At 67.6% G+C, this 13,402-nt stretch carries 11 protein-coding genes; 5 read left to right on the forward strand and 6 right to left on the reverse strand.

The features are described 5' to 3' along the window. Positions 1-1,425, reverse strand: a 1,425-nt coding sequence (locus JMF90_RS06225) for an aldehyde dehydrogenase family protein (RefSeq protein ID WP_201324992.1), incomplete at its 3' end; no start/stop codon positions are given. 389 nt (positions 1,426-1,814) lie between these two features. Between JMF90_RS06225 and ppa the strand changes: the two genes are divergently transcribed. Next, on the forward strand, positions 1,815-2,342 hold the full coding sequence (gene ppa, locus JMF90_RS06230) for an inorganic diphosphatase (protein ID WP_006489643.1): 528 nt from the start codon (positions 1,815-1,817) through the stop codon (positions 2,340-2,342). 54 nt (positions 2,343-2,396) lie between these two features. Here the strand turns inward: ppa and JMF90_RS06235 are convergent, their stop codons facing one another. Continuing rightward, complete coding sequence (locus tag JMF90_RS06235) at positions 2,397-3,278, reverse strand: GIY-YIG nuclease family protein (protein ID WP_201317001.1); 882 nt, start codon at positions 3,276-3,278, stop codon at positions 2,397-2,399. A 49-nt stretch (positions 3,279-3,327) separates the two neighbouring features. Continuing rightward, complete coding sequence (locus JMF90_RS06240; RefSeq protein WP_011694356.1) at positions 3,328-4,362, reverse strand: AraC family transcriptional regulator; 1,035 nt, start codon at positions 4,360-4,362, stop codon at positions 3,328-3,330. 151 nt (positions 4,363-4,513) lie between these two features. Here JMF90_RS06240 and JMF90_RS06245 point away from each other — a divergent pair, with 151 nt between their 5' ends. Beyond that, positions 4,514-6,769: a glycoside hydrolase family 3 C-terminal domain-containing protein gene (locus JMF90_RS06245; protein WP_011545938.1), complete on the forward strand. Its 2,256-nt coding sequence runs from the start codon at positions 4,514-4,516 to the stop codon at positions 6,767-6,769. Between the two features lie 71 nt (positions 6,770-6,840). Here the strand turns inward: JMF90_RS06245 and JMF90_RS06250 are convergent, their stop codons facing one another. Further along, entirely contained in the window at positions 6,841-8,019 is a 1,179-nt protein-coding gene (locus tag JMF90_RS06250) for a GNAT family N-acetyltransferase (protein WP_011545937.1), read from the reverse strand. 109 nt (positions 8,020-8,128) lie between these two features. Between JMF90_RS06250 and JMF90_RS06255 the strand changes: the two genes are divergently transcribed. Both JMF90_RS06255 and JMF90_RS06260 read left to right on the forward strand, forming a co-directional pair. Next, complete coding sequence (locus tag JMF90_RS06255) at positions 8,129-9,847, forward strand: NAD+ synthase (RefSeq protein WP_011545936.1); 1,719 nt, start codon at positions 8,129-8,131, stop codon at positions 9,845-9,847. An 83-nt stretch (positions 9,848-9,930) separates the two neighbouring features. After that, positions 9,931-10,269: a P-II family nitrogen regulator gene (locus tag JMF90_RS06260; RefSeq protein WP_006398637.1), complete on the forward strand. Its 339-nt coding sequence runs from the start codon at positions 9,931-9,933 to the stop codon at positions 10,267-10,269. A 178-nt stretch (positions 10,270-10,447) separates the two neighbouring features. On the opposite strand, the gene JMF90_RS06265 is transcribed toward JMF90_RS06260, so the two are convergent. Beyond that, positions 10,448-11,527, reverse strand: a complete 1,080-nt coding sequence (locus tag JMF90_RS06265) for a porin (protein WP_011545935.1) — start codon at positions 11,525-11,527, stop codon at positions 10,448-10,450. 543 nt (positions 11,528-12,070) lie between these two features. After that, a complete protein-coding gene (locus JMF90_RS06270) occupies positions 12,071-12,997 on the reverse strand; it encodes a LysR family transcriptional regulator (protein WP_011545934.1) in 927 nt (308 codons plus the stop codon). Positions 12,998-13,141: 144 nt separating this feature from the next. Between JMF90_RS06270 and JMF90_RS06275 the strand changes: the two genes are divergently transcribed. Continuing rightward, on the forward strand, positions 13,142-13,402 hold a 261-nt coding region (locus JMF90_RS06275; protein ID WP_374104236.1), incomplete at its 3' end, for an N-acetyltransferase family protein.

A 13,402-nucleotide genomic window follows, 5' to 3' on the forward strand; every position in this document is an offset into this window, starting at 1 on the left:
CGCGATCGTCTTCAGCGCGGTGAAACCGTACAGGGCCTCGAAGCCTTTCTCGCGGCCGTGGCCCGAATGGCCGACGCCGCCGAACGGCAGTTCGACGCCGCCGCCCGCGCCATAGTTGTTGATGAATACCTGGCCCGCGCGCAGGCGCCGCGCGAGCCGCATCTGGCGCGCACCGTCGCGGGTCCAGATGCCTGCGACGAGGCCGTACGGCGTGCCGTTCGCGAGCGCGACGGCTTCGTCCTCGTCGACGAAACGCATGGCCGCGAGCACGGGGCCGAATACTTCCTCCTGCGCGAGCCGATGCGACGGCGGCACGTCGCGCAACAGCGCGGGTGCCTGGTAGAAGCCGCTTTCGGGCGCGTCGGCGACCACCTGCCCGTGCGCGGCCATCGGAATGCCGTCGTGCTGCGCATCGGACAGGAAATCCCACACGCGTTGCTGCTGCTTCGCGTTGATCAGCGGGCCGCAGTCGAGATCGGCGCGGCTCGGGCCGACGCGCAGCCCGTTGAACGCGGTGGCGAGGCGCTCGACGAGCGGCTCGTACACCGCGCGCTCGATCAGCACGCGGCTGCCGGCCGAGCAGGTCTGCCCGCCGTTCTGCACGATGGCGGCTACGAGCACGGGCAGCGCGGCGTCGAGATCGGCATCGGCGAACACGATTTGCGGCGACTTGCCGCCGAGTTCGAGCGTGACGGGCACGTGGTTCTCGGCCGCCATCTGCGTGACCAGCTTGCCGGTGGCCGGCGAACCCGTAAACGAGATGTGGTCGATGCCCGGATGGCGCGCGAGCGCGGCACCCGCTTCATGGCCGTAGCCGGTGACGACGTTGAGCGCACCGGCCGGCAGCCCGACCTCGGCGGCCAGCTCGGCGACGCGCAGCACGGACAGGCACGCATCCTCGGCCGGCTTGACCACGCACGCGTTGCCGGCCGCGAGCGCCGCGCCGACGCTGCGCCCGAAGATCTGCATCGGGTAGTTCCACGGCACGATATGGCCGGTGACGCCGTGCGGCTCGCGCACCGTCAGCACCGTGTAGCCGGCCTGGTAGGGGAGGGTTTCGCCGTGCAGCTTGTCGGCGGCGCCCGCGTAGAACTCGAAGTAGCGCGCGAGCGCGGCGGCATCGGCGCGCGCCTGCTTCAGCGGCTTGCCGGTGTCGCGCGCCTCGATCGTGGCGAGCTCCTCGATCGAATCCGCCACGCGCGCCGACAGCCGCATCAGCACGCGGCCTCGTTCGGCGGCGCTGGCGGCGCCCCAAGGGCCCGCGAACGCGTCGCGGGCCGCGGCGACCGCGCGTTCGATGTCGGGCGCGGTGCCGCGCGCGATCGTCGCGAACGGCTGGCCGTCGGACGGATCGACGACCGCGATGGTTTCCAGTTGCGCGGGCAACGTCCATTCGCCCGCGATGAAATGCTTCGCCTCTTCCATGCCTCCTCCTGTCGACCCAAGTTAGCGCTTTAGCGCTTACTTGGGTCCCATGCAACGCGAGTCGACCCAAATTAGCGCTTTAGCGCTTACTTGGGTCCCATGCAAAGCGGTCGACCCAAGTTAGCGCTTTAGTGGTTACTTGGGTCCCATGCATAGCGGTCGACCCAAGTGAGCGCTTCAGCGCTTGCCCGGGCTCCATGCTTTGTGGTCGACGTGCAACAGGCCGCCGCTTCGACGGCCCGACATCCGGAACGATTATCGCGCCGATCGTCATCAGGACGCCACCGGTCGATTGGCTATAATGGCGCATTCCTTTTGGGGAATGCCCGCGGCGGTGCATCGGCCGCGGCGCCCTGTCCCGAATTCCCATCGACCTACAGAGAGTGCTCATGAGCTTCAATCATGTTCCGGCCGGCAAGGACCTGCCGCAAGATTTCAACGTGATCATCGAGATTCCCGCGCAAAGCGATCCGGTGAAGTACGAGGCGGACAAGGAACTGGGCCTTCTCGTCGTCGACCGCTTCATCGGCACGGGCATGCGCTACCCGGTGAACTACGGCTACATCCCGCAGACGCTGTCGGGCGACGGCGATCCGGTCGACGTGCTGGTGATCACGCCGTTCCCGCTGCTGGCCGGCTCGATCGTGCGTTCGCGCGTGCTCGGCATGCTGCAGATGACCGACGAGTCAGGCGTCGACGCGAAGCTGGTCGCGGTGCCGCACGACAAGATCTGCCCGATGACGGCCAACCTGAAGACGATCGACGACGTGCCCGAGTACCTGAAGGATCAGATCAAGCACTTCTTCGAGCAATACAAGGCGCTCGAGAAGGGCAAGTGGGTGAAGGTCGAAGGCTGGGCCGGCATCGAAGCCGCGCACAAGGAAATCACCGACGGCGCCGCGAACTACAAGAAGTAAGCGGCGTGCCGGCCGACGGCCGGTTCGTACGGAACGCAAACCGCGCGTGTCTCCTCAGGAGGCCGCGCGGTTTTGTTTTGCGCGTGCGGTTTTCGGGCGAGCGGACGGGGAGACGGGCGCGGGCGGGACAGCCGGCGCTTTCTTCGCGCGTTTCGTTCTGGGCGGGGCAACGGACGGAGCGATCGCGGCGGCGGCTTTCTTGGCCGCTGGACGGCGCCGGGCCGGTGCGGAAGCGGCCGCTTCGCGTACGCTCGCGCCGGGTTTGCCGGCAGTGGTCGGCGCCTTCCTTTTTGACGGCGTGGAAGAGTGCGAGCCGGTTTTCTTTACCGGTGCGCTACGCGACGTGGTCTTTTTTGCGGCAGCATTGCCGTCGGCTTTTGCACGTTGCGCGTCCGGTGCAGCTTGATTTGATTTCGTCGACTTCGACTTCGACTTCGACTTCGACTTCGACTTCGACTTCGACGCTGGGGTGCCCTCTGTGGGCTTCGCCGTCTTCGCGGCCGTTGCGGCCCCGACAACTTTCCCGGCCTTCACCTTTTTCCCGGCAACCTGTTCCGTTGCAGCCGCCGTCGCCGCATCGTCGACGATTTCCGCCTTCTCCTTCTTCCGCCCGCGCGCCGTGGCCTTCGTCCCGGCCGTGTCGCCGGCCTCGTCGAGCGCGACCACCACCGGCAACACCGATTCCAGCGTGCGCAACCCAGCCGCCAGCTCGCGCTTTTTCGCGGGCGTGAGCCGCTTCACCCAGTATTCGGCGCGCGACGCGCTCGACCGGTCGGGCAGCGCAAACGACGCGAGCACCGCGCGCGGCTTGCGCGAGCGCGTGTAGCGCGCGCCCTTGCCGGACGCGTGTTCGTCGAAGCGCGCGGCGACATCGGTCGTGATGCCCGTGTAGACGCTGTCGTCGGCGCATTCGATCAGATACAGAAACCAGGACATGGCGGGGCGGCGGGATGCGAAGCCGCCAGTGTCTCAGAAAAAACGGGCGTCAACGCCACCGGTCGCCGTGCCCGTCGCGAAAGCGGCTCGGCGCCGCGCCGAGTTCGCGCGTGAAGAAGCGCGTGAACGCGCTCGTCGAACGGAAGCCGACGCGCACGCCGATCTCGCCGATCGGCAACTGCGTGTTGAGCAGCAGGTCGCGCGCCTCGCCGAGCCGCGCCTGCGCGACGAGCGCATGGAACCCGACCGCTTCGCGATGCAGCCGCCGGCGCAGCGTCCAGCGCGACATCGCGAAGCGCGTGCACACGTGCTGCATCAGCGTATCGGTCGGCACGTCGACGTCGTCGGACGTGCGCAGCCAGTCGCGCACGCATTGCTCGACCGACGAGCCGAACGTCGAGCGGGCGCGCACGCGTTCGCGCGCGGCGTCGGCCGCATGACGCTGGATACCGGCGAGCGGCGCGTTGTAGCGCTCGAACGGCGTGTCGACGTGCGCGGAGCGCAGCACGATGCGGTTGTGCGCGGCATCGAACGATACCGGCGCCCCGAGCATGTCGCGCAGCGCGGCAACGGGCGCAAACGCGCGGCCGACGAATTCGGCATCGTCGATGCGCACGTGCGGGTCGTACAGGCGCGCGAGCGCCGCGAGAATCGCGAGGTTCGCGAACGCGCTGCCCGCGTGCCGGCCGTCTCCTTCGTTCACGTACTCGAGCGCGATCGCGTCGTCGTTCTCGTGTGCGAAGACCCAGTCGACGTTGCCGATCAGCTCGCGATAGCGCAGGTAGCCGTGCAGCGCGTCGCGCAGTGTCGCCGCGTTGCAGGTGATGCCGGCGAGTTCGGGAAACGGCACGAGCCACGGCACGACCTCCGGCGGCGGGCGATGCCACGACAGCGGCCAGCCGCTCGTCTGCTGCATGGCGGCCACATGCCGGTCGCCCGCGATGCGGCGCGTGTCGTCGGCGAGCTCGGCCGGCCCGATGCCGAGCGTCTCGTAAAGCGGTGCGGGATCGATGCCGTTCGCACGCGCGTCTTCGCACAGCCAGCGGTAGATCCGGACGGATACCGATTTCTGTTGCAACTCCATGTCTGTCTCCCTGTCGTCATGCCGTTCGGGTTTGTCCCCGCTGCGAGAGGTCAACGCATGCTCCTGCCGGTCAAGCGTGGTGACCGGTTGATTTTTAGACTCGGACGCTGGAGTGAGGCGACAAGTACAACAGAACGATTCTGGAGGATCAATGAAAACTTCGCTGTTCCGGTGTTCGACGATTGCGTCCGCGTGCGCGCTCACGGTGCTGCTCGCATCGTGCGGCGGCGACGACATTCATGCCCCGACCGCGCCGGCCGACCCCGACGCGGCAGCCGACCAGCGCGCGGCCGCGCTCGTCGCGCAACTGACGACCGACGAGAAGCTGCAGCTCGTGCATGGCACCGGCATGCCGGCGCTCAGCCTGGGCGGCCCGTTCCCGGCCGACGCGCTGAACGGCGCGAGCTACATCCCGGGCGTGCCGCGGCTCGGCATTCCGGCCGTCAGCAGCGCCGATTCGGCGGGCGGCGTGAACGTGAAGAATGCGCGCGTGACCGCGCTGCCCGCGCCGGTCGCGCTCGCGGCGACATGGGACCCGGCGCTCGCGGGCGCCTACGGCACGCGCATCGCGCTCGAATTGCGCGCGCTCGGCTTCGCGGAAGGGCTCGGCGGCGGCGTGAACCTCGCGCGCGAGCCGCGCAACGGCCGCACCTTCGAATACATGGGCGAGGACCCGGTGCTCGCGGGCACGCTGAGCGCCGCGCGCACGCAGGCCACGCAGGCGCGGAAGGTGATTGCGACGATCAAGCATTTCGCGTTCAACGACCAGGAAACCAACCGGATGACGGTCGATTCGGTCGTCGACGAGCGGACCATGCGCGAGGCCGAACTGCTCGCGTTCGAGATCGGCGTGAAGGACGGCCAGCCGGGCAACGTGATGTGCGCGTACAACAAGCTGAACGGCGTGTATGCGTGCGAGAACCCGTATTTGCTGACGACGGTGCTGAAGAACGAGTGGGGCTTCAAGGGCGTCGTGCAGTCGGACTGGGGCGCGACGCATTCGACGGTCGCCGCCGTGCAGGCCGGGCTCGACGAGGAACAGCCGGGCGCGGCCGACGACGGCAACGCGCCGCTCGGCTCGTACTTCAATTCGAAGCTGCGCGCGGCGCTGCAGGCCGGCAGCGTGTCGGCCGCGCGGCTGAACGACATGGTGCAGCGCAAGCTGCGCACGCTGATCCGCATCGGCGTGATGGACGCGCCGCCGAAGCCGGGCGGCGCGATCGACGAAGCCGCCGGCAATGCCGATGCGCTCGCGATCGCACGGCAAGCGGCGGTGCTGCTGAAGAACGCGGCCGCACCCGGCGACACGCAGCCGGTGCTGCCGCTGGCTGCCGGCACGCTCAAGTCGGTCGTCGTGATCGGCGGGCATGCGGACGCGGGCGTGCTGTCGGGTGGCGGCTCGGGCGCGGTGCCGGCGATCGACGGCAATGCGGTGACGTCCTGCCAGCAGCCGGCCGACATGCTGTTCGGCGGGTGCGCGACCTGGTACAAGTCCGCGCCGCTCGCGGCGATCCGCGCGAAGGCGCCGAATGCGTCGGTCAGCTATCTCGACGGGACCGACGCGAACGCCGCGGCTACCGCGGCCGCGCAGGCCGATGTCGCGATCGTGTTCGCCACGCAGTGGCAGACGGAAGGGCTCGACCTTGCGAGCCTGTCGCTGCCCGATGCGAAGGCGGACCCGTACAACCAGCAATATGACCAGAACGCGCTGATCGCCGCGGTCGCCGCGAAGGCGAAGCGCGTGATCGTCGTGCTCGAGAACGGCAGCCCGGTGCTGATGCCGTGGCTCGCGAACGTGCATGGCGTGCTGGACGTGTGGTATCCGGGCGCACAGGGTGGCCAGGCGATCGCCGACCTGCTGTTCGGCGACGCGAACCCGTCGGGCCGGCTGCCGCTGACGTTCCCGAAGCAGGAGGCCGACCTGCCGCAGCCGACGATCGATCCGTCGAATCTGCGGAACGTCTATGCGGAAGGGCTCGCGTACGGCTATCGCTGGTTCGACGCGAAGGCGATCGAGCCGCTGTTCCCGTTCGGCTACGGGTTGTCGTACACGACGTATGCGTTGTCGGCGATGTCCGCGCAGGCCGACGCAGCGGGCAACGTGACGGTCGGCGTGACGGTGACGAATACGGGCTCGCGCGCCGGTACGCACACGGTGCAGATCTACGCCGCGTTGCCCGCGTCGCTCGGCGAGCCGCCGAAGCGGCTCGTCGGCTGGACCAAGGTCGCGCTCCAGCCGGGCGAGGCGCGCACGGTCAGCGTCGCGGTGCCGGCACAGCGCTTCGCGGTGTGGGATGCGAGCGCGCACGCATGGCGGATCGGCGCCGGCAGCTACGGGCTGTCGGCGGCCGCGTCGTCGCGCGATCCGCAGGCGCTGTCGCAGACGGTGACGCTCGCCGCGCACTGACCCGGCGACGATCGTGCGACATGCGGCGAGGCCACGCCTGGCTTCGCCGCATGCCGGTGCGCCGGATCGCGCTAGCCGGCGCTGCGCCGGAACGGATCGTGTTCGCGCAGTTCGTCGACATACGCGTGGATATGCTCGGTCTCGCGTTCGAGAAAGCGCGCGACCGCATCGGAAAACGCCGGATGCGCGAGCCAGTGCGCGGAGTGCGTGACGGTCGGCAGGAACCCGCGCGCGAGCTTGTGCTCGCCCTGCGCGCCGCCCTCGAAGGTGTCGAGCCCGGCCTCGATGCAGAACTCGAGCAACTGGTAGTAGGCCGTTTCGAAATGCAGGCAGGGCACGTGCTCGATCGCGCCCCAGTAGCGGCCGTACAGCGTGCCGCCGCCGTGTTCGCCGCGCCGGTACACGGCGAGCGCGCTCGCGACCGGTTTCCCGTCGGCTTCCGCGATCACGAGCAGCAGGTTCTCGGGCATCGTCGCGCCGATCGTGCGGAAGAAGTCGAGGTTCAGGTACGGGCTCGAATAGTGCTCGCGGTACGTTTGCCGATAGCAGCGCGAGAAAAAGCGCCAGTCGGCGTCGGTGATCTGGTCGCCGGTGAGCCGCCGGAACGTCACACCCGCGTCGTGCACCTTGCGCCGCTCCGCGCGGATGTTCTTGCGCTTCTTCTGCTCGAGCGTGCCGAGGAAATCGTCGAAGTGGCGGTAGCCGTCGTTGAGCCAGTGAAACTGCACGCCTTCGCGCAGCATCATCCCCATCGATTCGAGCAGCCGCGCTTCGTCGCCGGTCGGGAACAGCACGTGCAGCGACGACACGTCGCTCTGCTCGGCGAACGCGAGCAGCGTGGCCGCGAGCCGGCGGCGCGCGTCGTCGTCGGCCGCGAGCAGGCGCGTGCCCTGCACCGGCGTGAACGGCACAGCGCACAGCAGCTTCGGGTAATAGGGCAGGTTGTTGCGCTGGTATGCGTCGGCCCACGCCCAGTCGAACACGTATTCGCCGTACGAATGCTGTTTCGCATAGACGGGCGTGGCGGCCGCGAGGCGGCCGGTGTTCGCGTCGGTCAGCGTGACGAAGTGCGGCGACCAGCCGGTGTCGTCCACCGCGCAGCGCGCGACGTGCAGCGCGTCGAGAAATTCGTGGCGCAGGAACGGCGTGGGCTGCGCGTCGCGCGCGAGCAGCGCGTTCCATTCGTCGGCCGGCACTTCGGCGGGGGACGACAGGATGCCCGTGCGATAATCGATGCGTTCGTGTTTCAAGCGTGAATCCGTACCGTTGGATGTTGCCGGATGCGGGCCGCCGTGGCCCGCATCCGGGTCGATTTCGTCAGCCGTTCAAGGCGCGCCGCCGGGTTGCGCCGATCCCGCCATGAAGACCCGACTCGCTCTCGCCCAGATCAACGTCACCGTCGGCGATTTCGCCGGCAACGTCGCGCGGATCGTCGCGGCCGCACGCGCCGCGCACAACGATGGTGCGCAACTGATGGTCGCACCCGAACTCGCGCTGTCCGGCTATCCACCCGAAGACCTGCTGCTGCGGCCCGCGTTCTACGCGGCGGCGGCCGCCGCGCTCGATGCGCTCGCCGACGCGCTGAAAGCGTTCGACGGGCTCGCGGTGCTGGTCGGCCACCCGTTGCGCGGTCCGGGCAGCGGGGCGGGCGACGATGCGCGCGCGTCAGCCGTCGATGGTAATGCAAACCGCCCGATCGAGCGCGGCGTGCCGCCTACCGACACCTTCAACGCGGTATCGCTGATCGTCGGCGGCGAGATCGTCGGCACCTACCGCAAGCAGGATCTGCCGAACGCCGAGGTGTTCGACGAGAAACGCTATTTCGCGACCGACACCGAGCCGCTCGTGTTCGAGCTGAACGGCGTGAAATACGGCGTGATCATCTGCGAGGACGCGTGGCATGCGTCGGCCGCGCAGATCGCGAAGGCGGCCGGCGCGCAGGTGCTGCTGATCCCGAACGGCTCGCCGTATCACCTGAACAAGGAAGCGGTGCGCATCGACATCCTGCGCGCGCGGATTCGCGAGACCGGGCTGCCGATGGTGTACGTGAACCTCGTCGGTGGCCAGGACGAACTCGTGTTCGACGGCGGGTCGTTCGTGCTCGACGGCGAGGGCGGGCTCGTCGCGAAGATGCCGCAGTTCGACGAAGGGCACGCGATCGTCGAATTCGACGGCGCGCGGCCACTGCCCGGCGCGATCGCGCCCGAGCTGTCGACCGACGCGCAGGTGTACCGCGCGCTCGTGACCGGCGTGCGCGACTACATCGGCAAGAACGGTTTTCCCGGCGTGCTGATCGGGCTGTCGGGCGGCGTCGATTCGGCGCTGGTGCTGGCCGTCGCATGTGATGCGCTCGGGCCCGAGCGCGTGCGCGCGGTGATGATGCCGTCGCGCTTCACGGCCGACATCTCGACGACGGACGCGGCGGAGATGGCGCGGCGCGTCGGCGTACGCTACGACGAGATCGCGATCGCGCCGATGTTCGATGCGTTCCGCGTCGCGCTCGCGGGCGAATTCGCGGGCCGCGCGGAAGACGCGACGGAGGAGAACATCCAGGCGCGTATCCGCGGCACACTGCTGATGGCGCTGTCGAACAAGTTCGGCTCGATCGTGCTGACGACTGGCAACAAGAGCGAGATGGCGGTCGGCTATTGCACGTTGTACGGCGACATGGCCGGCGGTTTCGCGGTGATCAAGGACATCGCGAAGACGCTCGTGTACCGGCTGTGCCGCTATCGCAACGCAACGACCGACTACGGGCTGCGCGACGTGATTCCCGAGCGAATCCTGACGCGCGCGCCGTCGGCCGAGCTGCGCGAGAACCAGACCGACCAGGACAGCCTGCCGCCATACGACGTGCTCGACGCGATCATGCGGATGTACATGGAAGAAGACCGGCCGCTCGCCGAGATTGTCGCGGCCGGCTATGCGCAGGCCGACGTCGAGCGCGTGACGCGGCTCATCAAGATCAACGAATACAAGCGCCGCCAGGCGCCGATCGGCATCCGCGTCACGCATCGCGCGTTCGGGCGCGACTGGCGCTACCCGATCACGTCACGCTTCACCGAACGGCTCGATTGAGCCGTGCTGGGCCGGAGGCGGCCCGCCGGCTTACAATCGGGAACGCGATTTTTCATCCAAACGAGCATTGAGGGACAACCATCATGAAACGCATCACCGCCATCATCAAGCCGTTCAAGCTGGACGAAGTCCGCGAAGCGCTCGCCGAAGTGGGGCTCACGGGCCTGACCGTGACGGAAGTGAAGGGCTTCGGCCGCCAGAAGGGTCATACCGAGCTGTATCGCGGCGCGGAATACGTCGTCGATTTCCTGCCGAAGATGAAGATCGAGGTGGTCGTCGCGGAAGCGCAGGTCGATCAGGTGATCGACGCGGTGATCGGTGCGGCGCGCACCGGCAAGATCGGCGACGGCAAGATCTTCGTGTCGGACGTCGAGCGCGTGATCCGCATCCGTACCGGCGAAGAGAACGAAGCGGCCGTCTGAGCGCCGCGTCCGCGCCATTCGATTAACTTCCCGGCCGCTTCGGCCGATCGGGCCACGGGTCGTACGAACCCGATGCCCAAGAAAAAACGGTGCGGATACCCGGTTGGGTACCGCACCGATACGCGCCTCTCGCAGCAGCGTGGAAAGTGTTGTCGAATCGTTCTTTGACGGCGCCTGATCAGAACAGGTGCTGGATGCCGGCGTAGACGCCGGTCTGGCTGCCGCCCTGATGCGGGTTGCCCGTCGATACGGCCGTACCGGCGCCGTTCGCGTTCAGGCCGAAGTTGGCCGACGAGCTGTTGCGCACCGTCGCGACCTGCAGGTCGAACAGCGTGCGCTTCGAGATGTTGTACGAGCCGCCGACCGTGTAGATGTTCGCGTTGCCGCCACCGTGGTTCGCGTTCACGTGATACACGGCCGCGATCAGCGCTGCTGCCGGCGTGGCCTGCCACGTCACGCCGCCCCACACCTGTTGCGTACCCGTCACGCCGGCGTTCACTGCCGGGCCACCGCTGCCGTCGGCGCGCGATGCCTGATAGGCGGCCTGAACCTTGAACTGGCCGAGGAACACGTTCACGCCCGCGAAGTATTCACGCGAGTAGTTGAACACGTCCGAGAAGCGGCCGTTGCTGTCGCGCGTTTCGTCGTAGATGCCGCGCAACTGGAACAGCGAGTTCGTGTAGGTGACCTGACCGCCCATTGCACGGCCCGGTTGGCCGGCCGTCGTGTTGCCGTTGAAGCTGGTCGAGTTCGAGAACGAGAACTGGCCGTAGAAGTCGAGGCCGTAGAGCGACGGCGACTGGTACGACACGTTGTTGCTGGTCTTGTTCCAGTTGCGGCCGCGCACCAGCGAGGCCGTCGACCAGGACGACTGACCGAACGGGTCGAAGTCCCACACGCCGTTGGCGATCGCGAGTTCGCGACCCAACAGCAGCGTACCGTAGCGGTCGTTCGAGATACCGACGGTCGCGAAACGATCCCAGATCGAACCGCTGAAGCCGCCCGTCATCGTGTTGAACGCGCCTTCGAGGTGGAACAGGATCTTGTTGCCGCCGCCGATGTCCTCGCTACCCTTCAAGCCCCACAGGCTCGTGCCCCAGTCGCCGCTTTCCGCGCGCACTTGGTGGCCGTTTTGCAGGCCGTTCATGTACTCGATGCCTGCATCCAGGCGGCCATACAGCGTGACGCTGCTCTGCGCGTGCGCCGTCACCACCCCAGCAGCCATCAGCGCGGCCGCGACCAAAGCTTTCTTCATCATCTCCTCCATACCCTGTCAAAAAGTCAACCCAGACTGCACGAGATGCCCGGAGCGCGAGCGCCGGGCAAAAGCGGGATAACCAGGGAGACCTCGTGCAGGGCCGGTAAGCGCGGCACGCGGGCAAGCAGACGGAAAACCGTTGAGCGGTCCCGCGCAGCCGGGTCGGCCTGCGGGGTCTCCTTGTTGTGTCGTGAAGCTAAACTACATTTCACGAACTTCGTTTTGCTACTTTGGTTACTAATTTAGCAAAAATACAATTTTGTGGCGACGGAAATCGTTGTTTGACTAACCGCTGTCGCCAAATTGCCATGCAACACGGTGTGCAACAGGTGTCCCTAGGGTTCCTGATTACCGGAAAACCCTTGTCCCGCAAGGGAGACATGGATTCCGCGGGTATGGGTCAAGGATTGCCACTATTGACGTCGCCGGGGCGCCGGCGTAAGCGTGAAAGTCGCGAAATTGGTAAGTATTTCGTAATGATTCGGGCGATTGCCGACAGCGCCGATCGACGCCTGAAACCCCCCGCCCCGCAACGCGCCGCGCTTAGTCTGGGGGCGGCCGTGCGTCGAGTAACTGGGCGCGAATCCAGCGGTGCGCATCGGTGCGCGCATGCTTCGCGTGCGAGTAGACCTTCACCGTGTAGCGCGGGATCTCGAACGGCGCGGGGAAGATGCGGATCGGCGCCGCATGCCGCAGCGCCTGCGCGGCGCGGTTCGGCACCGTCATCAGGAGTGCCGACTCCGCGATCACGAACGGCGCGGCCAGCACGGTCGGCAACTGCACGGCCACATGCCGCGCGAGACCGAGCCGGTCGAGCACGTAGTCGACGACACCGCGCGACTCGTTCCATGGCGTGACGACCACGTGGCGGGCCGCCAGGTACTGGTCGAGCGTCAGCCGCCGCCGGATGTCCGGATGCGCGGCGCTCGCGATCACGACGTAGTCGTCGGAGAACCAGTCGAAATCCTCGATGCCCGGCGCGTCGGCCGCCGATTCCTCGTGGTAGCCGAGCGCGAAGTCGATGCGGCCGGCCGCGAGTTCGTCGACGGAAATCTTGCGGTCCGAATGGACGACGCGGACCCGCAGGTGCGGCGCCACGTGCTGGATGCGGGCGAGGAACGCCGGCAGCACCGCGAACGCCGTGTAGTCGGTCGCGGCGAACACGAACGTGCGGTCGCTTTGCGCGGGATCGAAGCGGCGCGCGCGGGCGAGCCCTTTCGACATCGCGTCGAGCGCGTCGCCGGCCCAGGTGGCGATGTCGTCGGCGCGCACGGTCGGCTGCATCTCGTTGCCGAGGCGCACGAACAGCGCATCGCCGATCGCGTCGCGCAGCCGGGCGAGCGCGTGGCTCAACGCCGACGGGCTCAACGCGAGCTCATGCGCGGCCGCCGCGACAGACCGATGGCGGTACAGCGCGTCGAATACGAGCAGCAGATTCAGGTCGAGGCGGCGCAGATCGGGATGCATCATGTTCAGGTCTGGATGAAGAAACTGCACTTCCTGCAGGCGTGGCGTGAACGTAGCATGACGGTTCGAACGGCGCCAGCGCGGGTGCGCGGCACCGTTTTCCCGCTGTTTTCCGCTTCACATCCGGGCCGGAGGAGGGCTCAACCCGTGCAAATCGATATCCGTTCCGCCACCGTCGCCGACGTGCCGCTGATCCTGCGCTTCATCACCGAACTGGCCGTCTACGAGAAGGCGGAGCACGAAGTCGTCGCGACGCCCGAATCGCTCGAACGCAGCCTGTTCGGCGAAGGCTCGCCGGCGCGTGCGCTGATGTGCGAGGTCGACGGCGAGCCGGCCGGCTTCGCCGTGTATTTCTTCTCTTATTCGACGTGGCTCGCGCGGCAGGGGCTGTATCTGGAGGATCTGTAC

The organism is Burkholderia sp. E168m23, assembly GCF_016586125.1.
Lineage (GTDB): Bacteria > Pseudomonadota > Gammaproteobacteria > Burkholderiales > Burkholderiaceae > Burkholderia > Burkholderia orbicola.

Bases quoted from the DNA above. Each gene is read 5' to 3' on its own strand.
- ppa (WP_006489643.1), top strand. From the start codon at position 1,815: ATGAGCTTCAATCATGTTCCGGCCGGCAAGGACCTGCCGCAAGATTTC.
- JMF90_RS06260 (WP_006398637.1), top strand. From the start codon at position 9,931: ATGAAACGCATCACCGCCATCATCAAGCCGTTCAAGCTGGACGAAGTC.
- JMF90_RS06270 (WP_011545934.1), bottom strand. From the start codon at position 12,997: ATGATGCATCCCGATCTGCGCCGCCTCGACCTGAATCTGCTGCTCGTA.
- JMF90_RS06265 (WP_011545935.1), bottom strand. From the start codon at position 11,527: ATGATGAAGAAAGCTTTGGTCGCGGCCGCGCTGATGGCTGCTGGGGTG.
- JMF90_RS06240 (WP_011694356.1), bottom strand. From the start codon at position 4,362: ATGGAGTTGCAACAGAAATCGGTATCCGTCCGGATCTACCGCTGGCTG.
- JMF90_RS06255 (WP_011545936.1), top strand. From the start codon at position 8,129: ATGAAGACCCGACTCGCTCTCGCCCAGATCAACGTCACCGTCGGCGAT.
- JMF90_RS06235 (WP_201317001.1), bottom strand. From the start codon at position 3,278: ATGTCCTGGTTTCTGTATCTGATCGAATGCGCCGACGACAGCGTCTAC.
- JMF90_RS06245 (WP_011545938.1), top strand. From the start codon at position 4,514: ATGAAAACTTCGCTGTTCCGGTGTTCGACGATTGCGTCCGCGTGCGCG.